Annotated in this window: 28 protein-coding genes and 2 tRNA genes; 22 read left to right on the top strand and 8 right to left on the bottom strand. The window is 53.1% G+C overall.

The window, feature by feature from the left end; genetic code table 11:
• Positions 1-75 precede the first annotated feature (75 nt).
• Complete coding sequence (gene coaBC / locus HMPREF2541_RS05880) at positions 76-1,263, top strand: bifunctional phosphopantothenoylcysteine decarboxylase/phosphopantothenate--cysteine ligase CoaBC (protein WP_070542243.1); 1,188 nt, start codon at positions 76-78, stop codon at positions 1,261-1,263.
• A gap of 251 nt (positions 1,264-1,514) precedes the next feature.
• Here coaBC and rpsO read toward each other — a convergent pair whose 3' ends face one another.
• From rpsO to nrdG, 5 genes are all read right to left on the bottom strand, one after another.
• Positions 1,515-1,784 (bottom strand): 30S ribosomal protein S15, encoded by a 270-nt coding sequence (rpsO, locus tag HMPREF2541_RS05875; RefSeq protein WP_003823508.1) that lies wholly within the window; start codon positions 1,782-1,784, stop codon positions 1,515-1,517.
• 250 nt (positions 1,785-2,034) lie between these two features.
• Complete coding sequence (locus tag HMPREF2541_RS05870) at positions 2,035-2,811, bottom strand: TrmH family RNA methyltransferase (RefSeq protein WP_070542241.1); 777 nt, start codon at positions 2,809-2,811, stop codon at positions 2,035-2,037.
• 173 nt (positions 2,812-2,984) lie between these two features.
• A complete protein-coding gene (locus HMPREF2541_RS05865; RefSeq protein WP_240075518.1) occupies positions 2,985-4,028 on the bottom strand; it encodes a PTS sugar transporter subunit IIC in 1,044 nt (347 codons plus the stop codon).
• A gap of 340 nt (positions 4,029-4,368) precedes the next feature.
• Positions 4,369-6,174 (bottom strand): anaerobic ribonucleoside-triphosphate reductase, encoded by a 1,806-nt coding sequence (gene nrdD / locus HMPREF2541_RS05860; protein WP_070542238.1) that lies wholly within the window; start codon positions 6,172-6,174, stop codon positions 4,369-4,371.
• 64 nt (positions 6,175-6,238) lie between these two features.
• A complete protein-coding gene (gene nrdG / locus HMPREF2541_RS05855; RefSeq protein WP_064087526.1) occupies positions 6,239-6,793 on the bottom strand; it encodes an anaerobic ribonucleoside-triphosphate reductase activating protein in 555 nt (184 codons plus the stop codon).
• 138 nt (positions 6,794-6,931) lie between these two features.
• On the opposite strand from nrdG, the gene HMPREF2541_RS11940 reads away from it, so the two are divergent.
• Complete coding sequence (locus HMPREF2541_RS11940; protein WP_141744209.1) at positions 6,932-7,144, top strand: hypothetical protein; 213 nt, start codon at positions 6,932-6,934, stop codon at positions 7,142-7,144.
• A gap of 223 nt (positions 7,145-7,367) precedes the next feature.
• On the top strand, positions 7,368-8,573 hold the full coding sequence (locus HMPREF2541_RS05850; protein ID WP_070542235.1) for a hypothetical protein: 1,206 nt from the start codon (positions 7,368-7,370) through the stop codon (positions 8,571-8,573).
• A gap of 361 nt (positions 8,574-8,934) precedes the next feature.
• On the opposite strand, the gene fumC is transcribed toward HMPREF2541_RS05850, so the two are convergent.
• The 3 genes from fumC to HMPREF2541_RS05835 all read right to left on the bottom strand — a co-directional run bounded on the left by fumC (position 8,935) and on the right by HMPREF2541_RS05835 (position 10,752).
• Positions 8,935-10,329 (bottom strand): class II fumarate hydratase, encoded by a 1,395-nt coding sequence (fumC, locus tag HMPREF2541_RS05845; protein WP_070542232.1) that lies wholly within the window; start codon positions 10,327-10,329, stop codon positions 8,935-8,937.
• 259 nt (positions 10,330-10,588) lie between these two features.
• A tRNA-Asp gene (locus HMPREF2541_RS05840) sits at positions 10,589-10,665 on the bottom strand.
• Between the two features lie 11 nt (positions 10,666-10,676).
• Positions 10,677-10,752: transfer RNA gene (locus HMPREF2541_RS05835), tRNA-Val, on the bottom strand.
• 214 nt (positions 10,753-10,966) lie between these two features.
• On the opposite strand from HMPREF2541_RS05835, the gene recJ reads away from it, so the two are divergent.
• The 19 genes from recJ to HMPREF2541_RS11930 all read left to right on the top strand — a co-directional run.
• Entirely contained in the window at positions 10,967-12,664 is a 1,698-nt protein-coding gene (gene recJ, locus HMPREF2541_RS05830) for a single-stranded-DNA-specific exonuclease RecJ (RefSeq protein ID WP_070542229.1), read from the top strand.
• A gap of 245 nt (positions 12,665-12,909) precedes the next feature.
• Positions 12,910-14,586 (top strand): type IV-A pilus assembly ATPase PilB, encoded by a 1,677-nt coding sequence (gene pilB / locus HMPREF2541_RS05825; RefSeq protein ID WP_003823522.1) that lies wholly within the window; start codon positions 12,910-12,912, stop codon positions 14,584-14,586.
• Positions 14,587-14,617: 31 nt separating this feature from the next.
• Positions 14,618-15,853: a type II secretion system F family protein gene (locus tag HMPREF2541_RS05820; protein ID WP_003823524.1), complete on the top strand. Its 1,236-nt coding sequence runs from the start codon at positions 14,618-14,620 to the stop codon at positions 15,851-15,853.
• Between the two features lie 74 nt (positions 15,854-15,927).
• Positions 15,928-16,785 carry a prepilin peptidase gene (locus tag HMPREF2541_RS05815; RefSeq protein ID WP_064085091.1) on the top strand — a complete coding sequence of 286 codons (858 nt, stop codon included), beginning with the start codon at positions 15,928-15,930 and terminating at the stop codon, positions 16,783-16,785.
• 1 nt (position 16,786) lies between these two features.
• Complete coding sequence (coaE, locus tag HMPREF2541_RS05810) at positions 16,787-17,392, top strand: dephospho-CoA kinase (RefSeq protein ID WP_070542227.1); 606 nt, start codon at positions 16,787-16,789, stop codon at positions 17,390-17,392.
• A gap of 3 nt (positions 17,393-17,395) precedes the next feature.
• Complete coding sequence (gene zapD, locus HMPREF2541_RS05805; RefSeq protein WP_003823527.1) at positions 17,396-18,172, top strand: cell division protein ZapD; 777 nt, start codon at positions 17,396-17,398, stop codon at positions 18,170-18,172.
• Positions 18,169-18,351: a DNA gyrase inhibitor YacG gene (yacG, locus tag HMPREF2541_RS05800; RefSeq protein ID WP_003823528.1), complete on the top strand. Its 183-nt coding sequence runs from the start codon at positions 18,169-18,171 to the stop codon at positions 18,349-18,351. Before zapD ends, yacG begins: the two co-directional genes overlap by 4 nt.
• A gap of 67 nt (positions 18,352-18,418) precedes the next feature.
• Positions 18,419-19,711 carry a 23S rRNA (uracil(1939)-C(5))-methyltransferase RlmD gene (gene rlmD / locus HMPREF2541_RS05795; protein ID WP_070542224.1) on the top strand — a complete coding sequence of 431 codons (1,293 nt, stop codon included), beginning with the start codon at positions 18,419-18,421 and terminating at the stop codon, positions 19,709-19,711.
• A gap of 262 nt (positions 19,712-19,973) precedes the next feature.
• Positions 19,974-20,264: a hypothetical protein gene (locus HMPREF2541_RS05790; RefSeq protein ID WP_070542221.1), complete on the top strand. Its 291-nt coding sequence runs from the start codon at positions 19,974-19,976 to the stop codon at positions 20,262-20,264.
• Positions 20,265-21,677, top strand: coding sequence for a replication initiation factor domain-containing protein (locus tag HMPREF2541_RS05785; protein WP_083296778.1), 1,413 nt, complete (start codon positions 20,265-20,267; stop codon positions 21,675-21,677).
• A 3-nt stretch (positions 21,678-21,680) separates the two neighbouring features.
• Complete coding sequence (locus HMPREF2541_RS05780; RefSeq protein WP_064087737.1) at positions 21,681-22,001, top strand: hypothetical protein; 321 nt, start codon at positions 21,681-21,683, stop codon at positions 21,999-22,001.
• A gap of 13 nt (positions 22,002-22,014) precedes the next feature.
• Positions 22,015-22,230: a hypothetical protein gene (locus HMPREF2541_RS05775; protein ID WP_064104057.1), complete on the top strand. Its 216-nt coding sequence runs from the start codon at positions 22,015-22,017 to the stop codon at positions 22,228-22,230.
• A gap of 267 nt (positions 22,231-22,497) precedes the next feature.
• Positions 22,498-22,647, top strand: coding sequence for a hypothetical protein (locus tag HMPREF2541_RS12170; protein WP_153715565.1), 150 nt, complete (start codon positions 22,498-22,500; stop codon positions 22,645-22,647).
• 79 nt (positions 22,648-22,726) lie between these two features.
• Entirely contained in the window at positions 22,727-22,936 is a 210-nt protein-coding gene (locus tag HMPREF2541_RS05770) for a hypothetical protein (RefSeq protein ID WP_070542215.1), read from the top strand.
• A gap of 81 nt (positions 22,937-23,017) precedes the next feature.
• Complete coding sequence (locus tag HMPREF2541_RS12375) at positions 23,018-23,260, top strand: hypothetical protein (protein ID WP_210387143.1); 243 nt, start codon at positions 23,018-23,020, stop codon at positions 23,258-23,260.
• A complete protein-coding gene (locus HMPREF2541_RS05760) occupies positions 23,257-23,949 on the top strand; it encodes a hypothetical protein (RefSeq protein ID WP_070542209.1) in 693 nt (230 codons plus the stop codon). The genes HMPREF2541_RS12375 and HMPREF2541_RS05760 overlap by 4 nt, the downstream gene beginning before the upstream one ends.
• Positions 23,950-24,057: 108 nt before the next feature.
• Positions 24,058-25,194, top strand: coding sequence for a zonular occludens toxin family protein (locus HMPREF2541_RS05755; RefSeq protein WP_070542206.1), 1,137 nt, complete (start codon positions 24,058-24,060; stop codon positions 25,192-25,194).
• 444 nt (positions 25,195-25,638) lie between these two features.
• Positions 25,639-25,950 carry a hypothetical protein gene (locus tag HMPREF2541_RS05745; RefSeq protein ID WP_070542204.1) on the top strand — a complete coding sequence of 104 codons (312 nt, stop codon included), beginning with the start codon at positions 25,639-25,641 and terminating at the stop codon, positions 25,948-25,950.
• The coding region (locus HMPREF2541_RS11930; RefSeq protein WP_168161097.1) for a hypothetical protein at positions 25,901-26,468 on the top strand (568 nt) is incomplete at its 3' end. The genes HMPREF2541_RS05745 and HMPREF2541_RS11930, both read left to right, overlap by 50 nt.

The following is a 26,468-nucleotide window of genomic DNA, read 5'->3' as shown; positions in this document are numbered from 1 at the left end:
CCAAAGGCTACCTGAAACACCCTACCCATCCCTGTGTTACCATAGCGCCCATCTTTTCACATCACGCCATACACCATGCCCACCAAACACATCCTGCTCGGCATCAGCGGCGGCATTGCTGCCTATAAATCCTGCGAACTCGTGCGCCTGCTCAGAAAACATGGGCATACCGTGAGCGTGGCCATGAGCCGCGCCGCTGCCGGTTTCATTTCTCCGCAAACCTTCCAAGCCCTGAGCGGGCACACTGTGTGGACGGACGATACCGCCGACTCCGCCGACGGCATGGCGCACATCCGCCTCAGCCGCAAGGCCGACGTATTCCTCATCGCCCCCGCCAGTGCCAACACTCTCGCCAAAATCGCCCACGGCATAGCAGACAACCTGCTCTCCACCCTGGCCGCCGCCCGCGCCTGCCCGCTGGCCGTCGCCCCTGCCATGAACGTGGAAATGTGGCGCAACCCGGTCAACCTGCGTAACATCGCCCAACTACAAGCCGATGGCATTACCGTGTTCGGCCCCGCCAGCGGCAGCCAGGCCTGTGGCGAAACCGGCGAAGGCCGCATGCTCGAAGCCGCCGAATTGGCCGAACTGCTGCCCGATTTGTGGACACCCAAACTGCTGGCGGGCAAACGCGTGTTGCTCACGGCCGGCGCCACCTTTGAGGCCATCGACCCCGTGCGCGGCATCACCAATCTGTCCAGCGGCCGCATGGGTGTGGCGCTGGCGCAGGCCTGCCGTGCCGCCGGGGCGGAAGTGGTGCTGGTGGCCGGGCAGCTTCAGGTAGACCTGCCCGCCGGGGTGGCCATGCACCATGCCCACAGCGCACGTGAAATGCACGACGCTGTAATGCGGGAAGTAGGCAGCTGCGACGTATTCATCAGCGTGGCCGCCGTGGCTGACTACCACGTGGCCAACCGCAGCGCCGAAAAGCTGAAAAAAGACGGCAGCGGCACGCCGCCCGTTATCGAATTGGCCGAAAACCCAGACATCCTCGCCGCCGTGGCTCGGCTGCCCAACGCGCCCTTCTGCGTGGGTTTTGCCGCCGAAAGCCATAACGTGCTCGAGCACGCCCGCGCCAAACGGCTGCGCAAAGGCGTGCCGCTGATCGTGGCCAACCACGCCGTCAGCGCCATGGGCAGCGGCAACAACCAAGTAACACTCATCAGCGATTCAGCCGAAACCGCGCTGCCGGAAATGGGCAAACGCGATACCGCTGATGCCATCGTGGCCGAAATCGCCCACCTGTTGGAAAAGGCTACCTGAAGCCCTGCCCTATGGCTGCAGTAGGTTTTTCTATACCAAATAGAGCAGCAAGAAGAACCAACGCAGCAACTCAAAAGCAACGCTTGAACGATACTATTTTCAGGTAGCCTTACGCCCAACAGGCCACCTGAAAACGAGGCTTCCAAAGGAAGCTAAGTTGCTGCCAAGCTAAAATGCAACTGTAATGTAGCTAAAACAAAAAAACCGTGCCGCCGGAAAGCTCCAGCGGCACGGTTTTTATTGGACAAAGATTACTTACGCAGATTCAAGCGGGTAATCACATCGCGGTAGGTATCCACATCGGTGTTGCGCAGGTAGGCCAACAGGCGGCGGCGGGCGCTCACCATTTTCAGCAAGCCGCGGCGGCTGTGGAAATCTTTCGGGTTGGCTTTGAAGTGCGGAGCCAGATCGTTGATGCGGAAAGTCAAGAGAGCGATTTGTACTTCAGAAGAGCCGGTATCGCCTTCTTTGCGCTGGAAATCTTTGATGATTTGCGCTTTTTGTTCTACGGTTAATGCCATAATAAAACTCCAAAAATATAGCCTTGCGGCCGGACAAGCTGGCCGAGCCGGGAAGACCCACGCCAACTCCTAAATGCCTGCTAAAACAGGCAGGCGCGAATTATGGCACAAAACCGCTGCCAAAAACAGCCGCATAGGCAAAATCGCACTAAAGATGATGCCGCTGTGCAACCAAAAGGCTACCTGAAAACGAGGCTTCCAAAGCAAGCTGAGTTTTCAGGTAGCCTTTTAGCCGAAAACCGAACTTCCGCTACAACCGCTGCCGCATCTGCTCAAACAAGCAAACGGTGGCCGCCATCGCCACGTTCAGCGATTCGGTTTGCGCCGCCATCGGAATATGCACGAGGCGGCTGGCCGCGGCCAGCATGGTTTCGCTCACGCCCGCGCCTTCGTTACCAAACAGCCAGGCAGCAGGCGCGCGCAAATCGCAATCGTACAGGCTCACGCTATTGCGGTGCAGCGCGGTGGCCAGCAACGGCACGCGGCATCGTTCCCGCCACGCCGCCAAATCCGGCTCAACAAATAAACGCAGCGCGAAATGTGCCCCCATGCCGGCGCGCAACACCTTGGGCGACCACGCATCGGCACAATCAGTGGAAAGCACCACCTGCCCCACGCCCGCCGCTGCCGCGCTGCGCAGAATCGTGCCGATATTGCCCGGGTCTTGGATACGCTCCAGCACCACACAATCGACCCCGGCATCAAACGGCTCGGCAGGTGGCAGCGCAATCAGCGCGGTGATTTCTTCGGCATCGGTGAGGCTGGTGATTTTCTGCAAGGCCGCGCCCGCCGTCTGCACCACCCGTTCGGGTGGCAGCTGCGCGAGCAGCCGCGCAGTTTCCGGCTGCTGCGTTTTGCTTGCCGGCACATAAACTTGCAGCACCTGCCCGCCCGCCTGCAAATAGGCGGAGAGCAAATGCGCCCCTTCCAGCACAGCCTGCCCGCTTTCGCGGCGCGTACGGGCGCTGCGTAACAGTTTGGCCAGATGTTTGAGCGCGGAGTTTTGGGCGGATTCGATGGTGTTCATGGCGGCGGATTATATAGCAGGGCAAGGTAATTTTGCTTTTCAGGCAGCCTTTCGACACACAAACCAAAGGCTACCTGAAAACGAGGGTTCCGTAGGAAGACGAGTTTCTGCGAAGCTAAAGCGCAGCTTCAACGAAATTAAAACTACTTTCCCATTTTTCAGGTAGCCTCTTTTCATGACACATCAATCTTGTAATCTTCCGGCGCAATCCATTTAAGCTTATTCACAAACAGCCAGTCCACTGCAAACGCCCCGGCCACGGGCACAATCACAAACACCAGCAGCGACACCGCCAGCTGCCCCGCACCCCAGCCGGCGAGTTTCAAATGGTTCACCGGGCCGATGAGGCCGCTGATGCCGAAACCCGCGCTAAATTCCGTGCCTTGGATTTGAAACAGCGAAGCCAGCACCCCAGCCAGCGCAGCATTGAGCATAATCGGCAGCAAGAGCTTGGGTTTGGCCACGATATTGGGCATGGAAAGCTTGGGCGAACCCACAAAATGCGCCGCGCAAGTGCCCAACGGGTTCACCCGCCGCCCGGCCACGGCCAGCGAAAACGCACAGGCGCAAATGCCCAAATTGGCCGCACCCGAGCCCACGCCAGCCAAATGAATCGCCGTGGCAATACCCACGGATGACACCGGCGACACAATCAGGCAGGCAAACGCGATGGCAATCAACACCGCCATCAGCGTTTGCTCCAGCGTGAGCAGGTGGGCAATCCACGAGCCCAGCAGCTGCGAAAAGGCGATGAAATACGGAAACGCCAGCCGCCCCAGCGCGCCCGCCACAAACAGGCTCACCACGGGCACCACCAAAATCGCATAGCCGCGCACCTTGCCGCGCAGCAGCACAATCAGGCCGGCGGCAATGCCGGCAGTGAACACCATGGTGAAAATATCGCCCGTGCCCTTGAGCTGGATGATGCCGTCGGCAAAACGCACCGCTCCGCCGGCAGCCATGGTGGCCAGCCCCACCGAAATCGATTCAATCGGCGTGAATTTAAACATATAGCCGATGGCCACGCCCACGGCGATGCCGACCATGGCGTTGGTGGCGCCGATCATCTGCGTGAGCATGCCCAGCGGCTCGCAATACGGCGTGAGCGCCTTAAACAGCTCGCCCAACAGCGCACCCGGCACCAGGGCAACCACAATGCCTAAGGCCGAGCCGTTGAGCAGGTGCATCATGAAGGATTTTGGGGTGAGTTTTTCCACAATTCTGCTCCTGTTTGTTGTATTAAGATAGTTAGCTTGACTATAGACCCGCTGCCAAAAGATCGTCAATTTGGTGGCAAATATTTTCAGGTAACCTTTGATTAGGGTAAAAGAAACAGTGCCCACAGCAGGAGAAGTGGCCAAGTTGATAGGCCACAGCATAACTTGTTTGGTGCCAGTTAGCTTGCTGCGTCATTCCTGCAAGACCTCCCCTACCCTAACAAACTAGATGCCCAACACATAAAAAGGCACACCGCAAAGGCGGTGTGCTTGAGGTTTTCAGGTAGCCCGGAGATGGGGGAAAGGCTACCTGAAAATGGCAGGCTTCATTGCCAACGGCTTAGGCGACTTGCCGCCATTTCTGCTGTTGCTGCTCGCGGTGGTAATGCCTGAGCGCATGTTCTTTGCGCCGTCCGCTACTAAATGCAGATACGCGTTTCAGGTAGCCGATGACGCGGGTGCCGTAGTCGATGTCGTGCGAACCGCAGGCGGAACAGGCGTGCAGAGTGCGTTTATCGATATGGCCGCATTCATTGCAAATGGTGATGCGCACGTTCACGCAGAAGTAGTTGCAGCCGGTTTGCGCGGCGATGTCCAAGAGCGAGCGGTAGCCGGATGCGGGCAGGGCTTCGTCGAGGTTCAGGTGCAGCGCGGAGCCGCCGTCGAGCCAGTCCACCAGTTCTTTGCCGTGCAGCAGGAATTTGTCGAGCGCGTTGATTTCTTCGTCTTCGACGACGTAGAAATAGGAGTTGTAGCATTCGCGGCTGACTTTGTAGCCGTCGGCTTTGTCCCATTTGGCGTTTTTCACGCCGAGGTTTTCGGCGGGGACAAACTCGGTGTTGAACTTCACGCCGTAGTGTTTGCTGGCGGCTTGGTTGGCTTCGAATATGGTTTTCAGACGACCTTGTACGAAGCTGATGTAGTCGTCGTTGTAGCCGACTTTGATGCCTTGCGATTCGGCGGCTTCCGCCATACCGTTGATGCCGATGGTGAGGAACTGTTTGTCCAACGTGATGAAACCTGCATCGTAAACGGGCAACATTCCGGCGACTTGGTATTCTTCCATCAGTTTGCGGTAGGCGTATTGGTATTTGTGGATTTTGCCCACTTCGGCGGCAAGGTCGCGCCCGTCTTGTTCCAGCCGGTTCATATTGATGGTGATGACGTTAATGGAACCGGTCGCCACGCCGCCCGCACCGAGGGTGTAACTGAAGGTGCGGTCTTCGATGGCGTTGCGTAGGCGGCAACAGGAAGCCAAAGAGTCGGGGTTATCGGAAAGATAGACGAAGAAGGAATTGCCTTCCGCCAACTCTTTCGCCATTTCATCGGCAAACACGGTGTCTTTGCATTTACCGCCGTCGGTCAGCATCGCAGCGGTCACGACGGGGAAAGTCAAAACGGCTTTGGTGCGTTCCTGATTGAACCATTTGAGGAAGAAGTTTTGCAGCTTCGCCACGCTTGCCCACACCGGTTTGCTGAAATCGGGGAAGACGAAATCGCCGAACATCGCGTCGAAATAGTATTGATCGTAAACGGAAATATTCCAAAATACGCTTTGATAACCGCGTGCGGCGGCGGGCTGGTTGATGCTGTACACCACCTGCTGCATATGGTTGGCGATTTCTTTGCCGTGGGTTTCCAAATAATCGTCGCCGTAGTCTTTGCGGGCGAAGTAGTCGAAATAGGTCAGAAATTCGACCGTCGCCACCGCGCCTGCAAACTGCGCGCTGATGGCAAACACAAGATTGATAAACGAGCCACAAAACGAAGCCAGATGCTGCGGCGCCTTAGATTCGCCGCCGAGTTTGCTTAAGCCGTCGAGCAGGAAGGGATAGAGCGTGGCCGACACGCAATAGGGTTTCAAGCTGGTTTCGTCGTGCACATAGATTTCATGCGCCTCAATCTGGCGGATGTATTCGTCGGCCACAGATTGGTCGAACACTTCGGCGATTTTGCGCGACACCTGGGCGCGGTTAATCTGCACGAAGAAGTCTTTCATCAGCTCGGCTTCCATCGTGGCGATGTTTTTCTGGGTAACGTTGGCATTGGCGTCCATTTTCGAGCCGTCCGCCGCATTTTGCGCGCTGATGTAGTCGTGCATGAATTGCAGTTTGCCGTTTAACTGTTCGGGATGCAGCCGAATCATGTGTACTCTCCTGGTTTGATGTGAAGTTTAGCGTGGGATGCCACTATCGGTGGGAAGCCTGCGTTCAGGCCGGTTGGAAACGTGCGCCCTCTGCAGCCGGTTGCGGGGTGTGCACCAAGGGGATGATTTTGGGGCGGGCGGCGGGCGTGTCTTTCACAAACAGATGGTTCAACACTTCGCCGCTGCGCAAATCGATAAAGCGCTGGTTGGTATGCGGGCTGTCGAGACCGCCTAGCTCCATTTTCCAGCGGCCGGTTTTGAGATAGGTCAGCTGTGGAATGATGGCGATGGAGGCGCGCTCCAGTTCGTCTTGCTCCAGGCCGGTATAGAGGCAGGTGTTCAGCCCGGCTTCTCGCACCTGCGCCAGCAGCGGCAGCAGTTTTTCAGGTAGCCACTCGCCGCCCATAAACAGCACGCAGCTAATTAGCCCGCGATAACGTTCCAAGCGGCTTTGCAAGTATTCGGCAGTCAGCTCGGTGCCCAAACAGCCCTTCCAACTGTCGGCACTGTGGCAGCCTTTGCAGCGCAACGGGCAGCCGGAAAACAGAAACGCCAGCGACACTTCGCCCGGCACTTCCTGCCAAACGATTTGCTCTCGGGTAAAATTCAGCGTTTCCATAGCCCTATCCTTAAAAATACAACATATAGTGCGCGAAATATTTTCAAACACTATATGTTGTGGTGGATTGTCGGGCTTTACCGGGAAAAACGCAAGCAGCTTTGCCGTTAAATCGGGTTAATTACGAATGATTATTAAATGAAAACGGGCTTTACCGCACGGGAAGATTTTTGTACCGACAAGGGCTTGCATCCGCTCATCACTTCGGGAAAACCAAATTTTCCCGCTCCTGCCACAAACACACAGTTTGACTTAACGCAAAGTGAGCGTGATTTGCTGCAGGCAAGAAAAAGGCTACCTGAAAGTGAAGCTTCGATCTCAGCAAAACGATGCCAAGCAGCGTTGCTGTGAAACCAAATTTTCAGGTAGCCTTTGATGTATTAGCCAAAACACACATACCCGAGCAAATTAGTTGGAAAATTTAACGCAATTAGGCATAATGCCGCAAAATTTTGCATATAACGGATGAGCACGCTGCTGCTACAGCATTAGCACGCCTTGTATCGAAAGTGCAGTCCTTCGTTACCAGCCGTTTAGCAAAATTTCTTTCTCCTCCAACAAAAGGAAACAACCCATGAAAAAACTCGCCCTGCTGCCAATTTTGGCCGCCCTCTCCCTACCCGCTTTTGCTGCCGACAGTTATCTCACCGGCCAAGCATCCAGCCACACCGAAACCATCAAAAATGAAGACCCTGCCGCACAGCAGCTGTTTCAGCGCAGCATTCGCCTGGAAGAAGGCCAAAGCAACTCCACCACGCTGGATGTGAAAGCCGGCCAGGTATATACCGTGTTTGCCGACTGCTCCGTAAACTGCTCTAACATCAAATTCAGCGTTACCCAAGGCCGCACCACCCTATTCCGTAAAAACCGCGGCGATGGCTCCCGGTTCACCTGGCAAGCCGAGCGCGATGGCCGCGTGGAACTCAACACCGAAATGGCCGAATGCTCACGCAGCCGCTGCCGCTCCATGCTGCAAGTATTTAGCGGCGGCAAAGTAGGCAACAGCGACAACACAGGCCCGTCCTTGGCAGCCTTACAAAAAATCATCCGAGAAGAACAACAAGGTATCGATAAAAACGTCCGCGAACTGCCCCTGATTAGCGGCCAGCTCGCCGACAGCCAAAGCCGCAGCGTGGACGTTGATCTCACTGCCGGCAAATACTACAACGTATTCGGCCGCTGCGACCAAGCCTGCGAAGACTTCGACCTCACCCTCAGCGCCAACGGCAAAACCATCGCCTCTGACACCGATGGCGACGGCGAACCCCTGCTGAACTTCAGAGCAGAGCAAGGCGGCCGCCACCAGCTCAACATCAGCATGGAAGACTGCGACAACGACTCCTGCGCCTACTCCGTGCAAGTGTTTGAAAGCAGTACCGACACCGATCCCTCTCTGCTGCGCGCACAACGAAGCAATGTGGAGATCGTAGAAAGCCACGACCCGGCCGCCCGCGTACTCCTCCTGCGCCAGCAACGCCTTGCCGCCGGCCAGAGCCACACCGAGCAAGTTAACCTCACCGCCGGCAAAGCCTACACCTTCTACGGCGACTGCGACGACAACTGCTCCGATATCGACCTCACCGTACGCCTCAATGGCCGCGTGGTGAAACAAGACGTATTGGGCGACAGCGTGCCCCTGTTCAGCTACCGCCCCGCCCGCAGCGGCCGCTACAGCGTAACCCTGCCGATGAAAGCATGTTCAACCGACACCTGCGCCGCCAGCATCCATATCTTTGAAGGCACCAAAATGGTGTACGACAACAACGGCCGTAGCCGTTAACAAACTGAACCGTCAGTAATCACAAGCAAAGGCTACCTGAAAGCGCAACGCAGCGAAGTTTCTGCGCAGCCAAACTTTCAGGTAGCCTTTTAGATTGCACTCAACAGTTACCCTCGGGCAACCATAGCTAAAGCACTTATTGCTTCATACCGGGCAGCAAGCCGCCGTAGTATGGCAAAGCTTGCCGATACAGTATGCAGAAATAAGTGCTTTAATTATGGTCATACCGATACAAATATCATCAAAAGGCTACCTGAAAATCCAAACAAACACTTTTCAGGTAGCCTTCCTGCCGTGCAAACAACAAACAAAATAAAGCGCATACTGCTTCCAATATGCGCTTCCTCCTGCCTAACCAAACTTATTTCAAACTGCCTACCATATCGGCAGGACGTACCCAGTCGTCAAACTGCTCGGCGGTCAAGAGGCCGGATTTCACGGCTTCTTCGCGCAGGGTGGTGCCGTTTTTGTGGGCGGCTTTGGCGATTTTCGCAGCGTTTTCGTAGCCGATTTTGGTGTTCAACGCAGTAACCAGCATCAATGAATTGTCGAGCTGCTGCTTGATGCGCGGCAGGTTGGGCTCAATGCCGGCTGCACAATGTTCGTCAAACGAGATGCAAGCATCGGCCAAAAGCTGCGCAGATTGCAGGAAGTTGGCAGCCATCACAGGTTTGAACACGTTGAGCTGGAACTGGCCCTGCGTGCCGGAGAAGGAAATGGCGGTGTCGTTACCCAACACTTGGGCACACACCATGGTGAGGGCTTCGCATTGGGTGGGGTTCACTTTGCCGGGCATAATGGAAGAGCCGGGCTCATTCTCGGGAATCAGAATTTCGCCGATACCGGAGCGCGGGCCGGAGGCCAACAGGCGGATATCGTTGGCAATTTTATACAGCGACACAGCCAGCTGCTTCAATGCGCCGTGGGTTTCCACAATAGCGTCGTGCGTGGCCAATGCTTCGAATTTGTTCGGTGCGGTAACGAAAGGCAGGCCGGTGAATTTGGCGATATAGGAGGCTACCTGAACATCGTAGCCTTTGGGCGTGTTCAAGCCGGTGCCCACGGCAGTGCCGCCTAAGGCAAGTTCGGCCAAGTGCGGCAGGGTGTTTTCCAAGGCACGGATACCGTAGGCAAGCTGAGCGGCATAGGCAGAAAATTCTTGACCGAGGGTGAGCGGGGTAGCATCCATCAGATGGGTACGGCCGATTTTCACCACGTCGGCAAATGCCTCGGCTTTGGCAGCCAAGGTTTTTTGCAGGCGCTTAACGGCGGGCAGGGTGTGCTGCACTACTTTTTGGTAAGCAGCAATGTGCATGGCGGTGGGATAGGTGTCGTTGGAAGACTGGGATTTGTTTACGTCGTCATTGGGGTGGATAACGCTTTTCTCACCCAGTTTGCCGCCGTTCAACACGTGGGCGCGGTTGGAAATGACTTCGTTCAAATTCATGTTGGATTGGGTGCCGGAGCCTGTTTGCCAAACCACCAGCGGAAACTCCTCGTCCAGCTTATGTGCCAAAATTTCGTCGCAGGCGGCAGCAATCAGATCACGCTTCTCAGCAGGCAATACTCCCAAGTCGGCATTGGCAAAAGCGGCTGCTTTTTTCAGATAAGCAAAGGCTTCAATGATTTCATGCGGCATGGAAGCGGCCGGACCAATTTTGAAGTTGTTGCGCGAGCGCTCAGTTTGCGCACCCCAATACCGGTTGGCCGGCACCTTTACTTCCCCCATGGTATCTTTTTCAATGCGAAATTCCATCATGCAACTCCTGAAGTTTGTTAAATGTCTAAATTAAAACCAACTGGCTATAGCTGCTTCCAATAGCAGCGCAACCAAGCGGGCAGCCTTTGCATCATATTAATTTGAAAATACTATATAAAAAGTAATCCAACCTGTTATCGGCCACAGCGAATATACCATAAAACCAAGCAGTTTTTCACGGCGACAATATACGGAATATTACAATCAGAAATGCTAAAACCCCTCTGCCTTTCAGCAGAGGGGTTTTGATTATAAATGGCGCGGTGGACGGGACTCGAACCCGCGACCACCGGCGTGACAGGCCGGTACTCTAACCAACTGAGCTACCACCGCGCGCAAAAAAATGGTGGGTGATGACGGAGTCGAACCGCCGACATTCTGCTTGTAAGGCAGACGCTCTACCAACTGAGCTAATCACCCATGTCTTCGTGCACAGCACTAGAAGATGCGCATTAAACCAAACTCTCCACATCATTGCAAGCATTATCTTGCAAAAAACTTACGTTAAAATATCAACACGCTGTTATAAAAGTGAAAAAACTTTTATAAATTTCTCTCTCAAACCGTCAGAAATCTCTTAGCATGCCAGTTTGCGCTATAATAAATAGTTTATTTTACTATTCACCATGGCTTTATGAACGCCGTTATCCGTACCCGCCAAGCCGACCCCGAAGCCGAACAAGCCCTGCTGGCCGCCGGCACCCCGCCCTTGCTGGCACGTTTGTTTGCAGCCCGCAATGTCCGTTCCCCCGCCGAACTACATAACCATTTAGCCAGCTTGCTGCCCTATCAATCGCTGAAAAATATTGATGCTGCCGCCGAACGGTTGGCTCGCGCCATCCAGGAGCAAGAGCGAATTTTAATTGTAGCCGACTACGATGCCGATGGCGCCACAGCCTGCGCAGTAGGCATTTTGGGGTTGCGCCGTATGGGCGCACGGGTGGAGTTTTTAGTACCGGACCGTTTCAAACACGGCTACGGCCTCACCCCGCAACTGGCCGACCTGGCTGCCGAACGAGGCACTCAGCTGCTGTTAACCGTAGATAACGGCATTTCCAGCACTGCCGGTGTGGCACGCGCCCAAGCATTGGGTATGGACGTAATTATCACCGACCATCACTTACCGGGCGACACGCTACCTGAATGTATCATCGTTAATCCCAATCAACCGGGATGTGCCTTTGCCAGCAAGAATCTGGCCGGCGTAGGCGTAATCTTCTATGTATTAACCGCCCTGCGCGCCCTGCTGCGTACACAGCAATGGTTCAACCCGCAAAGGCTACCTGAACCCAATTTGGCCGAGCTTTTAGACTTAGTGGCTTTGGGCACCGTGGCCGATGTGGTGACATTGGATTACAACAACCGAATCTTGGTTAGTCAAGGGCTCAAACGAATGCAAATTGACAAAACCCGTCCTGGCATTCAGGCGCTTTTTCAGGTAGCCCAGCGCGATATGCGACAAGCCAAGCCGTTTGATTTGGGCTTTGCCATCGGCCCGCGCATCAATGCTGCCGGCCGTTTGGAAAACATGGAAATTGGTATTGCCTGCCTACTGGCCGAAGATCCGGACACCGCCGCCGAACTGGCCGAACAGCTAAATGAACTGAACCGTGCACGGCAGGAAATCGAGCAAACCATGCTGCAGGAAGCCCTTGCCCTGGCCGATCAAATTATCGTTGGCAACGGCCTGAGTATTACCGCCTTTCATCCCGATTGGCACCAGGGCGTGGTTGGTATCGTGGCCGGCCGGCTCAAAGACCGTTTCCATAGGCCCACCATCGTGTTTGCCCCCACAGGCAATAGCGAACTGCGCGGCTCCGGCCGTTCCATTCCCTCATTACATCTGCGCGATGCCATCGACTTGGTGGCCAAACGCCATCCCGAATTAATTCTAAAATTTGGCGGCCACGCCATGGCTGCCGGCCTCAGCATTCGTGAACAGGATTTCCCCCGCTTCCAACAAGCTTTCGAAAGTGTACTAACCGAACTGCTGGATCAAGACGCACTCACCCGCACCTTCCTCACTGACGGTAGCCTGAGCCCTGAAGAAATCTCTCTGCATACTGCCGAAACACTATCCAACCAAGTATGGGGACAAGGCTTTCAACCCCCGTGTTTCTACAACCAATTTGAAGTATTGTGGCAGCGGGTAGTAGGCAACGGCCATAAAAAAGCCGGCCTAAATTGTGGCGGACACACTGTGGAAGCCATGTTTTTCCGCTGCGCCGAAGAACTTCCAGCCAAAATCCACACGGTATACCGCCCCATTGCCAACCAATGGCGCAACCAATATGAATTGCAACTACACATCGACCATTGGGAAGCAGGCTAAATACACACCACACAGCCAAAACTCTTAATCTATTTTCTCACTCACACCAACATATCCAGCTCGCCACAGGAAATAACCACTTTTTCCATAAACAATGCATTCTTACCATGATTTAACTTATAATCACATCTTAACTATAATAGTGTAAAAGCATTCTTACTAAATGCGGGCTTTGCGGGCGACATCCTAAAAGCAAATATCCGCCCAGAATTTTAAAATCCGTTCTACTTTACTCAGGCAAATATATGAGCGTCGGACTATTACGCATCCTGTTTCAAAACAAACTGATTGAGCAGGATCAGGTTGAAAAATACCGCGAAAAAGTTAATCAAAACAAAAATATCATTCCCATGCTAGCTGAGGCTGGCATTATCAAGCAGGCAGATTTGGCACTGCTTCTAGCCAAGCTGTTCCACTATCCGATTTTGGATTTGTCCCTCTACTCCCGCAGCATGATGGTGCAAGATGTACTCAACGACAGCCAGATGACGGAGTACCGCTGCGTACCTTTGTTCAAGCGTGGGCAAAAACTGTTTTTGGGTGTCTCCGACCCCACTTTGTTGCAAACATACCAAAAGCTTGTTTTCCCTAGCGGCTTGATTGTTGACCTGATCCTAGTCAATGATGAACAGCTAGACCGCCTGTTGGAGTTCGCCAGCCAAACATCCACCGCCATTTTGGATGAAATTTCTGCTGACTCAACCACCCTGGCCACACCAGCTTCGCTCAAAGTGGATGACGAAGAAGAAGACGGCCCGATTGCTAAATTCATCCACAAGGTGCTGTCTGATGCCCTTAACACCGGCGCATCCGATATCCACTTCGAATTCTACGAAGAAATGGCGCGTATCCGCTTCCGTACCGATGGCCAGCTGCGCGAAGTGGTACAGCCTCCGCTAAATATCCGCGGACAGATTGCCTCACGTATCAAAGTAATGTCCAAAATGGATATTTCCGAAAAACGCGTCCCACAAGACGGCCGAATCCAGATTCAGTTCAACAAAAACCAAAAGCCCATCGACTTCCGTGTGAATACGCTGCCCACGCTATTCGGCGAAAAAATTGTAATGCGTATTTTGAACTCGGATGCCGCCACGCTGAATATCAACCAGCTTGGTTTCGAACCTTTCCAAAAAGAATTGCTGCTGGAAGCCATCCACCGCCCGTACGGCATGGTGCTGGTAACTGGTCCGACCGGTTCGGGTAAAACTGTGTCGCTGTACACCTGCCTAAACATTTTGAATACCGATAGCGTAAACATCTCCACCGCCGAAGACCCGGCCGAGATTAACTTGCCCGGTATCAATCAGGTAAACGTAAACGACAAACAGGGCATGACATTTGCTGCGGCACTGAAAGCATTCCTGCGCCAAGACCCGGACATCATCATGGTGGGTGAAATTCGCGACTTGGAAACTGCCGATATCGCCATTAAAGCTGCGCAAACCGGTCACATGGTATTCTCTACCCTGCACACCAATAACGCTCCAGCCACACTATCCCGTATGCTGAACATGGGGGTAGCACCGTTCAATATTGCCAGCTCGGTTAATCTGATTATGGCTCAGCGTTTGGTGCGTCGACTGTGTACCTGCAAACAACCGATCGAGCGTCCGCCAGCCGAGGCTTTACTGAAAGTTGGCTTCACCGAGGAAGACTTGGCCAAGGACGACTGGCAGCTATACCGTCAGGTGGGTTGCGACCGTTGCAAAGGCAAAGGTTTCAAAGGCCGAGCCGGTGTATATGAAATCATGCCGGTTACCGATGCCATACAAAAAATCATTATCAATAACGGCACCGAGGTGGATATTGCCGAACAGGCCTATGCCGACGGGCTGGTAGACTTACGCCGAGCTGGTATTTTGAAAGCAATGCAAGGCATTACTACCTTAGAAGAAATCCTTGCCAGCACCAACGACTAAGAAAGCTCGTTTCATTTAAAAGGGAATTATCATGGCTATAAACAAAAGAACCCAATCCAATAAAAAAGTGGCAGGAGTCAGCTACGAATTTGAAGGCCGGCACATGGAGTCTGAGCAAATCGTCCGTGGCGAAGTAGTCGCCAAAGACGAACAGGACGCCCGTGCCAAACTCGCCCGTCGTCGTGTCAAGGTTATTAGCCTGCACAAGAAAAAGAAAGTTCGCGAAAAGAGAATTACCCAGGGCGACATTACTGTATTTACCCGCCAGCTAGCCACCATGATGAAAGCCGGTCTGCCGGTAATGCAGGCATTTGATATTGTAGCAAAAGGCCACTCTAATGCCTCCATGACCAAGCTCTTGATGGAAGTGCGTAACGACATCGAGCAGGGTACTTCTATGGCCAATGCCTTCCGCAAACACCCAAAATATTTTGATGATTTCTATTGTAACCTGGTGGATGCTGGTGAGGCAGGTGGTGTACTGGAAAGTTTACTCGACAAACTGGCTGTATATAAAGAGAAAACCCTTGCTATTAAGAAGAAAATTAAAAGTGCATTAACCTATCCGATTGCCGTGGTAGTAGTAGCCATTGTTTTGGTCATCATCATGATGATGTTTGTGCTACCTGAGTTTAAAAAAGTGTATGACGGCATGAATGCAGAAATGCCTGCACTTACTCAATTTATGATGGGTATCTCTGACTTTATGGTGGCATGGGGATGGATGGTTATTATTGCAATGGTAGCTGCTGTTGCTGGCTTTATCCAATGGCATAAACGTTCACCTGCACTGCAAAAACGAGTAGATGCTATGCTGTTGAAATTGCCTATCTTTGGTAATATCGTAGAAAAAGGTACGATTGCCCGCTGGGCTCGCACCACTGCCACCCTATTTACCGCTGGTGTGCCACTGGTGGAAGCGCTAGACTCCGTAGGTGGCGCATCAGGCAATATCATTTATGAAGAAGCCACCAGAAGCATTCGAAACCAAGTCAACCAAGGTACTTCTTTAACCACTGCAATGAGCTCTACTGACCTATTCCCCAACATGGTCTTGCAGATGGCCTCTATCGGTGAGGAATCAGGCTCTTTGGATGACATGCTGAATAAGGCGGCAGAATTTTATGAAGAAGAAGTAGATACTGCTGTAGCTACTCTATCATCTCTAATGGAACCAATCATTATGGTAGTATTAGGCAGTATCATTGGTGTCATCTTGGTTGCCATGTATCTGCCGCTGTTCAACTTAGGTAATGCTATCGGCTAAATTACTGGATCTCCATGAATAACCTTTCAGGTAGCCTGCCACAGGCTACCTGAAAACATACCTACACCACGCCTATGACCAATCTTGATCCCGAAATCTACATCCCCTTCGCCGTCCTGCTCGGCCTGCTGGTGGGCAGCTTTCTTAACGTGGTTATCTACCGCCTGCCGGTCATGCTCGAGAAACAATGGCGCATTGCTGCCAAACAGCATCTCGAACTGCCGCTGGACGAAGAAGACCAAAAACCGTTCAATATCAGCACCCCGCCCTCACGCTGCCCCAAATGCGGCAGCCCGGTAAAACCGTGGCAGAACATCCCCATCATCAGCTACTTGCTGCTGCGCGGCCGCTGCCATAGCTGTCGCACCCCCATCGGCTGGCGTTACCCCGCCGTCGAGCTGCTCACCGGCATCCTATTTGGCATCGTCGCTTGGCGATACGGCTACACTTGGCTCACCCTTGGCGGCCTCGTATTCACCGCCGTACTGGTTGCCCTCACCTTTATCGACGCCGACACCCAGCTCTTGCCCGACCAGCTCACCCTGCCCCTGATTTGGCTCGGCCTGCTGTTTAACTGGCAAGTCGGCTTCGTCAGCCTGCCTTCAGCCCTGCTCGGCGCCGTGGTCGGCTATTTGAGCCTTTGGCTGCTGTTCCACCTGTTCAAACTCATCACCGGCAAGGAGGGCATGGGTTATGGCGACTTCAAACTACTCGCCGCACTGGGCGCCTGGCTCGGCGTTAGTACCCTGCCCGTTATTGTTTTCGTGGCTGCCTTGGTCGGTCTCGTTGCTGCCCTGATAATGCGTGCCGCTAAAGGCCAACCTATCGCCTTCGGCCCCGCGCTCGCCATTGCCGGCTGGCTGGTTTTCGCTGCCAACAGCTATATCCTGCAAGGCATCCAATGGTGGCTGCACAAATCCGGATTCATCTGATATGACCGCCTGGGTCGGCCTCACCGGCGGCATCGGCAGCGGCAAATCCACCGCTGCCCGCCTGTTTGCCCAACACGGCGTGCCGCTGATTGATGCCGATGCCGTCTCCCGCACCCTTACCGCAAACGGCGGAGCTGCCCTCCCCGCCATCCATGCTGCCTTCGGTGAGGCCGTATTCGATTTTTCAGGTAGCCTCAAGCGCGATGCTCTGCGCCAACTCGTTTTCCAATCCTCCGAAGCCAAAGCCAAGCTCGAAAACATCCTCCATCCGCTGATTCTCGCCGAAATCCGGGTACAACAGCAGCAATACCCCAAAACCGCCTACGGCATCATCGAAATTCCCCTGCTTGCCGAGCAACCTGTTTTTCAAAGCATTCTCCAGCGCATTCTCGTTATCGATTGCAGTGAAGAAACGCAAATCCGCCGTACCATTGAACGCAGCGGCCTTACCCGTGATATGATTAACGGCATTCTCGCCGCCCAGGCCAGCCGCCAACAGCGCCGCAGCATTGCCGACGATATCATCAGCAACGAAGCCGGCCTGCCCGAGCTTGCTGCCGCAGTGGAGCGGCAACACCTTATTTACCAACAATTATTCGGTAGTTGAACCATGTCCGCCATCATCACCTTCGAACACCCCCTGTCCGAACGCATCCGCAACTTCCTGCGCCTCGAGCATCTCTTTTCCCGCTTCAACGCCACCGTCAGCCACCCAGAGCCTTGGGCACACCACGCCGCCCTCGGCACCCTGTTTGAAATCATGGATTGCGCCTCCCGCGCCGAACTCAAGCTCGACATCCTGCAAGAGCTCGAACGCCAACGTCAGCAAATTTCCCAAGCCGAACGCGAGCAATACGACTCCACTCCCGAACAGGACGACCTCTACCAGGCCACTCAAAACCTGCAAGAAGTCCAGCAAAAATTCGGCCAACACCTGCGTGAAAACGAATGGCTCATGGGCGTAAAGCAGCGCATGCTCGTGTCCGGCGGCACCAGCCCCTTCGACCTTCCCTCCTATCACTACTGGCTGCAACTGCCCTTCGAGCAGCGCGTGGCCGACCTCGGCTGCTGGATTCGCTCCCTCACCCCCACCGGCGACGCCATTTCCCTGCTGCTGCGCATTCTGCGCCGCAACAGCATCCGCCTCGAATGCCTCGCCCGCCAAGGCAACTATCAAAACACCAAGCTTGGCAACAACATCCACATGCTCACCGTAGATGTAGCCCAATCCCATCACACCCTGCCCGAGATTTCCGCCAACAAATACTTCACCCACATCCGCTTCACCCAAGCCACCCAAGACAGCCCGCGCGGAAAGCAGATCGACACCGACATCCCCTTCCAGCTCAAAATGTGCAGCTTCGACCCCATCGCCGACAAACCATGACCCAGCCCACCGTATCCTGCCCCACCTGCCAGAAGCCCGTACTCTGGAACGAAAACAGCCCCTACCGCCCCTTCTGCAGCCAACGCTGCAAAATGATCGACCTGGGCACCTGGGCAGACGAAAGCTACCGCATCCCCAGCCAGGAAGAAGCTCCGCCCCAGATGGGCGACCACGAATAGTCGACAGAGGCTACCTGAAACCCCAATCCCGCTTTCAGGTAGCCTCAATCTATCCCCACCCCACACCATGAACACCGCCACCATCCACAGCATCGACCACGAAGGCCGCGGCGTAGCCCGCATCCACGGCAAAACCACCTTCATCACCGGCGCCCTGCCCCAAGAAACCGTTGCCTACCAAATCACCCGCAGCAAGAAACACCACGACGAAGCCCAAGCCACCCGCATCCTCACCCCCTCCCCCTACCGCATCGCCCCCGCCTGCCCCCACTACAGCCAATGCGGCGGCTGCACCCTCCAACACGTCCACAGCAACGTTCAGGTAGCCTACAAACAACGCATCCTCGAAGACCAACTCCAACGCCTCGGCAAAGTCCGCCCCCAATACCTCCTGCCCCCCATCTACGGCCAAGCCTGGGGCTACCGCTACCGCGCCCGCCTCAGCGCCCACCACAGCCAAGGCCGCACCACCCTCGGTTTCCAAAGCCGCAGCAGCCACCGCATTGTCGACATCCGACAATGCCCCATCCTCGCCCCCCAGCTTGCCAACCAACTGAGCAACACCCGCGCCCTGCTCCAGCAGCTCAACCGCCTGCATACCCCCGTCCGTACCATCGAACTGCACCACAGCCCCGCCGCCAACAGCCTCACCCTACACACCGAACACCTCCCAAAAGCCGCCCGCGCCCACCTCATCCAACACGCCCAAAGCCTGCCCGCCAACTGGCACATCTGGCTGCAAACCCCACACCGGCCCGCCCAACCCCTCCTGCCCGACAGCCCCCAACTCAGCTACAGCCTGCCCGAATACGCCCTCACCCTCCCCTACCGCCCCGGCGATTTCACCCAAGTCAATCCCGCCGCCAACGCCCTACTCGTTGCCCGCGCCATACAGCTGCTGCAACCACAACCCGGCGAACGCATCGCCGACCTTTTCTGCGGCCTCGGCAACTTCAGCCTCCCCATCGCCGCCGCCGGCGCACAAGTCATCGGCATCGAAGGCTCGCCCGCGCTCACCGAGCGCGCCGGCCAAAACGCCCGCCTCAACCACCTCGCCGAACGCGCCCAGTTCCACAGCGCCGACCTCTTCCAAACCACCGAACACACCGTTGCCGGCTGGGGCTATTTCGACAAAATTCTGCTCGACCCGCCCCGCAGCGGAGCCTACGCCCTCGTCCAAGCCCTGCACGCCCCCTACCTCCCCCATCGCATCGTGTACGTTTCCTGCAACCCCGCCACCTTCGCCCGCGATGCCGCCGTACTCGTTGGTAAAGGCTACCAATTCCGCAATGCCGGCATCGTCAACATGTTCCCCCAAACCGCCCACGTTGAAACCGTCGGCTGCTTCGACTTGGAATAGTCTCTGTGCCCGCTATAGCAGACTAAAATGCGCATAAAGCAAGGCAGCGAGCCAACGCACCAGCATTCTGATCATTCCCATGAAAAGGCTACCTGAAACTTTAACTGCGCAGAAACTTCGCTGCGCTACGTTTTCAGGTAGCCTTATATATTTCGCGCCGTCGGGGGCTAGTCCTGACGGTATCTTTGCCAGACAGGCATTATTCACATCATAAGGCTGGACTAGCTCTCTTTGATCAAGCTAACTCAAAGGAGCTTTTTTCATGTCTTACCAATTACCTACCTATCCAAACATCACCGCCTACCTAGGCCAGCAACCAGGCGATCTCTTCTGTGAACTCGCCATCAAACTGAACATCACATCAGATCGCAGTTTCATCCTCTTTGAACACATTATCGAATCAGATCACCTTTCAGCCGACAGCGTGCGCGATTTGCTCGACACCTACGGCAGATTCGTTATTGACGCCATCGAATTACAAATTCCCTTTTTCCGCAACGTATCAGAAACCGAGTTCGAGCAAGTCGTTCCCGGATTTGAAATGGTGGCGTAAATGTCTAAGAAGCATAAAAAACGCGTACCGGATTACTCAAAAATTCGGCAGTTCGAAGAAGCGGCGAAGATGAAGCCGGCTACGGCGAAGATGAAGCCGGCTGCGGCGGCGGATGGCCGCCCCGCGGCCGCCGCCGGAGCGGCCGGCGACAATCGCCCCCCTAGGCTAACAGGGGGGGAGCAAAAAACCCAAAGACCATTAGCGGGGGAGCAAAAAATTGACTGGGCGGCCTATCAGGAAAGCGAATATTTTAAAACCTTCGTGACCAACCAGCGCGGCAAGCTCATAGAAATCCCATTACGCAAAGGCCGTGAAGATGGCGCCCTAATCGACTATCTGACGTTCACTTTCAGACGGGAAAGCCTGATTGAATATTTCAAGAATCGCATTATCGGCGATAACGAATACATCGTGGTGGCCAGCGAAATGTTACAAAAAATCTTCGGCTACGGCCTGACCAAAAAAATGCCAGGCAAAGGTAAGTTTTTTTACCAAGGCTATTACCAGGTCGGCCCCGATAACGCCCCATACGGCACTCTGCATTACGGTGGCCAGCGCGATACCCTCCTAGTCGATTTGACCGGCACCGGTTGCCAAGCCGCAAAGCCAGGCTGGGAAGTCCGCCTTTATCAATTTTTGCAGGTGGCCATTAACGCCCGTATTACCCGTTGCGACGTCGCCCATGATTTTTTCAACGGCGAATACACCCCGGAGCAAGGCATTTCCGATCATGCAAAAGGTTTGTACGACAACCATAACATTTGCCCCAAAATCGAACGCCGTGGCACGGCATGGATGAACGAGGACAACACCGGCAAAACCCTCTACATAGGACGCAAAGGCTCTTCCAAGCTGCTGCGTATTTATGAAAAAGGCAAAAAGTTCGGCGATGAAAACAGCCCGTGGGTTCGTTTCGAAGTCGAGTTCAGAAAACACGATTGCCTGATACCCATAGATATTTTGCTGTATCCCGGGCAATACCTGACCGGCGCATTTCCGATTGGCGAGCAACTTTTCACGACTCCGGCCAGCCGCATAGAAACCAAAACCCAAACTGTGAACCTGTCCTTTGACCAAAAAGAATTTCACGCCAAAAACCAAGTAGGCCGCTTCGTTCGTTTCCTAGTCGATATAGGGCTACCTGATAAAGAAATCGTTAAAAGATTGTGCGGCGAAGAAAACAAATATCCGAAAGGTTTAGATCCTTCCGAATACGATTGCGAAGCCATCAAAACTTATTACCTGCATGACGAAGGCTTCAAACCTTTAGATATAGACGAGTTCAAAATGACTTTGGATAACTATCTTTTAGATGATGATTATCAAGATAGATTGAGTAATGCTCATAGAGTCGCAGAAACATTAGTAAATCAGCAAGACTACGAACACTTTTTCATTCAAGAAAGGAATTAACAAATGGATTTCAGCAAATTACAACAGCCCCTTTTCGAACGCGCCATCATCATGGGCGTAACCCGTTTTAAAGGCGAAATTGACGGCAGCGAAATTGATTCATGCACCGTTTTCCGTGCTGCTCCCTTCAATGATGCCAGCGGCAATGCAATGGGTCTTGGCCTGGCTAAAGTTCGTTTCGGCAGCAGCAGCAACTTTGACCGTTTTGCCGGTCTGACCTTCCCTTGTGAGCTGGAAATTCAGCTGGCCCGCGTAACCAACGGCAGCGGCAAAGAAACCGTCGTTATGAAAGACTTCCGACCGGTTGCCGAAGCCAAAAAATAGAAAGGCGTAAGCCATGGAAGAACGCTACATTGTGCAGGATTTGGATACCTTCGAATTCCTGTATCCGGAAAGAACGGGCGGAATAGGTTTAACGCCCTATCTCAAGTTGGCCGGGCATTTCTCAACCCGTGCCGATGCAATGGAAGCCGGAATAGACGAACTCGGTTCAGAGTTTGCCGTTTTCGCCTTCTTCGTACCGCAAGAATCGAACAAAGAAACCAAGCAATAAATAGGGCTTTCTGTCGTTGCCGGGCGGCCAGCGACATTAAACCTTTGAGAAGCCGCCCACTAATTTTTTGGAAGCAGAAATGTTGACCGGTATTGCACACATCATCGTTCCGCTGGTTAGGGAGCAAGAATTAGTCGATATGCTGATTCAAAATATAGGGATGATATTGGTATTACTGCTTCTCTGTTTTGTTTTGAAGCATTAACGTTATCCGGTAAGTAACTGAAAAATCTTTCACGATCCATTAATTTTTCGAGAGGAGTAAAAATGCCATTTTATAGTTATGAAGAATTTGAAGAAGCCGTTGGAGAAATCGATGATGATGAAATGGTAGATGATTTCCATACTTGGGAAGAGCTTCAGGAAGAGTATCCGGATGGCGTATTTGACGAAGATGCCGAATTTATCCCGTTCTGATTGTTTTTAAGAAATTAACGCTATCCGGGCGGCGTTAATCAAGTCAATGCCCGATTAAAACTTTTTAAAGGAGAACGTTATGTTCAAAAACAAATTGGCCGCTCTGGCTGTTATGTCCTCTGCCTTCATCGCTACCAACTCTTACGCTGGTGCGGTAGCTGATGCAGTAACTACAGCGACAACCGATTTTAAAGCTGACTTGGCGGCCGTTGGTGGTATCGCTGTGGCTATCGGTTTGATCGGTGTTGGTTTCATCGCCGGTATCCGTTTGATCAAACGCGCGGTGTAAAGAGTAAAGGCGGGCATCATGGAAGGCTATTTGGCAGGAGGTCAATGCTTCGGCTCTGTGCAGGAAGCGTCCGATTACAAAATGTCCCAAGTCGTGCCCGCCATTACCGCAGATGGGAGCCTAAAAACTCCCGTCTATCAAAACGGCAAGTGGTATTACGGTTCGCAGGAAGTCAAGCTGACTTTCCCGCCGTGCGATCCGGCCGCCTACGTTACAGATGGCGCCTTCGTCGCTTCAGTCGCCATATCAGTTGCCGCTTTCGCCTTTGTTATCCGTTGGGCAATCCGCGTATTCCAGCAAACCAATGAAGATCCCGAAAAATGAGCGATCCGAACAAAATTCAGCCGCCGAAAAAAGGCATTGAAATGGTTAAGGGCGGGGGCTATCCCGCTAAAGCCGTTTCTACTAGCGTTCAGCAACATACCGCACCCATTCAAACCGATATGCATTTAATCGGTTCCAAAGCGGTTCAATGGGCATTGATTGGGTTAGCTTTCTATGCTGCCTTGCGTTTGTTTAGAAGCGTCATCATGGATGCATTGGGCTTTAGAAAAAGTCGTAAGGAAGCAAAAGAAGAAGCGTTGAATGAAAACGGACTGGAAAACTTGGATCAAGATCCAATGAGTGAGCCGTTGGAAGAATTTGAAGGTTTGGATGGAGAAGAACCGCCCGACAATATGCCGGACAGTCCTGAAGAAGATCCGGGTTTGCAATACGATTTAGAAAATGAGCGGTGGGAAATTAATGCCAGTACCGCTTTGCAGGAAGGTCATGAATACGGTTCGGATGAGTTTTATAGCCGTATTGCGGAATTAGAGGAAATGGATAGGTTGGCTGAACAGTATGAACCTTCTGAATCTGACGATGAGCCTCCGGAATCCGATATGTCGTTAGATGATGAAGCTTTGGAAATAGCGGTTGCGGAATCAGACGATTGGGAAAAAGAGGCTAACTCCGGTGCGTTGGATGAGCGTGTGGAACGAATCAAGCAAGAATTGCAACAGGAAAATTAATAATGCCGCCTGAAATCTACTTTCTAATCGGTTTTGCCGTGGTTATCCCCGCCATCATCATGTTTTTATAAAACTGCGGCCAATGTTTAAACTCAAAGGTAAACAGCAATGATTTCACTGATTACGGGTCTGCCCGGCATGGGCAAAACCTCCCTAATGGTCTATATGCTGCTCAATCGCAAAGATTTGCAGAATAGGCCGGTCTATGTTGACGGCATACCGGAATTACAAGTCAAACATGAAGAAGTACCCGAAGGCGAAAGCATGGAAACATGGCACCAATGGGCGCCGGACGGTTCCATACTCGTCATTGACGAAGCGCAGAGGGTCTTTCGTCCACGCCCCGCGGGGGCGAAAGTACCCGACTATGTGCAGGCTCTTGAAACGCATCGCCATAAGGGCATTGATATCTTTGTGCTCACGCAACATCCGCGGTTGATTGACGTCCATCTAAGAAGCCTGATTGGCGAACATCGCAATATCAGCCGCACCATGCTCGGCCTGCGCCGTGTTTCCTACTGGCAGCGTTGCGCCAATCCTGAAGCCCGGGCAGATGTGGCAGAAGCCAAAAACAGCATATTCATGCCGAAAAAAAGCGTGTTCGGTATGTACAAATCTGCCAGCGAACACACCAAACTCAAAGGCTCGGTTAGCGCGTGGATCTACATCATCCCCGTTGTTATCGTCATAGTCGGCTACCTTATGTCTTATGTTTGGGCAAGCTATCAGCGCAAAACTCATCCTGAACAAGCCCAGCAGCAACAAGCCCAACAAGCCCAACAATATCAACAACAGCCGCAAAACTACCAGCAGCAGGCAGGCGGCCAGTCTCAACCTCCTGGCAGCTATACCGAACAATCGGTGGACAATCAGCCGCCGCCAGATAACAACTTGAAGCCTGAAGATTGGCAACCTGCTATAGATGGCCAGCCGTGGACTGCTCCTATCTACAACGGCCAAAACCGCAATATCCAAACCATGCCCTACCCTGTTGCCTGCGTGCAAACCGATATAAGCTGCACCTGCTACACCGAACAGGCCACACCTTTGGAACTGCCTACCAAACAATGCCAAAACTACGTGAAGAACGGCATATACAATCCCTATAAGGCACGCCAGGAAACCGCCGATAACGTACCGCAAGGCAGCTACAGCGGCAGCAGCGGGGCAAGTGTGCTGACTTTGGACAGCTCTGCTAAACCAACCATGGCACATGCGGAAACTAAAGGGACAATGGGGCAATAGGTTTTAGGAAGGATGACAAGATGCAATGTGAATATCCGTTTATAAGGATTGAGATGGTTAATGGCTATTACTCGGTTGTTTTGTATTTGAGTGAGGATAGGCATTCGCCTATATCAATGACTTTTTTAGATTATGAGTTATCTAGGAAACTGGCGGAATCACAAGGGGCTTTGTTGGGGGTAAGGGTTTTAGACGGTTATTACAGGGATTTTTAATGGGTTCCTTTGTGTGTTTGGATTAGATGCCTGACGGAATTGACTGCTTGCAGTCGATTTCGGCAGGTATCCGCCAAGCGATAGCGCGGCAGGGGTGCTGCAAATAATGGGGCTGGTTGAAACGGCCGTTTCAAGTGGCCGCATGAACAGGCTACCTGAAAAGGTAGCCAAATCTGCCCGGATTGGTTAAGCTGACCTTTCGTTTAACTTGGTAATGAAAGGCCGCAGAATGAAATTAGGTAACGAACAAGTTCAGTTTAATCCGCATGATTCTTTTTCAAAGTGTGGATACGGTATTTATATGACGGCTTTCCCGGTGAAGGAAAATTTTCCGCAGGTTGCACCGGCTTTTATAGCTGATGGATTTGATTTTTTGAATGTACCTAATCAGCCGCATACGCAAAAATCATTGTTTCTCGGTTTGATGATGAGTAAGAACCAATTAGACGTATTGTGCGCAAATAGGCATTTGTTTGATAAGGAATTTAACCGTGCTTTGGATGAATTGCAGAAAGCTTATTGGGGGGCTGATATGGGCTAGTTTTTTATGTTTTTCATCTGCGATTTTTGCGGATGTTCCAGCATATCCGCCGCCAAGTTCTCCAATCCAAACTATTTCGCAGGCTCCTAATACATATCCGTTGAATTATAATGGTCGAACTATGACTATTCCGGGTATAGATGGGATTAGGAATGGTCAGCCTGTTACAGTTAATCAATTTTCTAGGGTTTCGGGCGGCTCAGGTGGTTTAACTGGTTATAAAACCAATCCCGTCAACCTTTACGACAATTACGGCAACGTTGCCCGCGGCCAGATCCAAACCCAAACCAACCTTGGCCAAACCTCAACTGTAGCTAAAGCCGGTGCCGCCTTGTATGGTGCTCAGGTTATCGGCAGCGCTGCCAAGCATCAGGGTCCGGCAGTAGGCGAAGCACTTGGCCGCGGCGATTACACCACAGCCGCCCAACGATCCTTTGAAGGCGTATTGCAAGGTATGCGCGATACTGGCGATAGTGTCCTATTCGGCGGCATCTCCGGCGTAGAATCCGCCATTAACG

Origin of the sequence: Eikenella sp. HMSC061C02, assembly GCF_001809035.1 — a bacterium.
GTDB lineage: Bacteria > Pseudomonadota > Gammaproteobacteria > Burkholderiales > Neisseriaceae > Eikenella > Eikenella corrodens.
The sequence above is the reverse complement of the archived record's forward strand: the minus strand, read 5'-3'. Positions and strand labels throughout refer to the sequence as shown.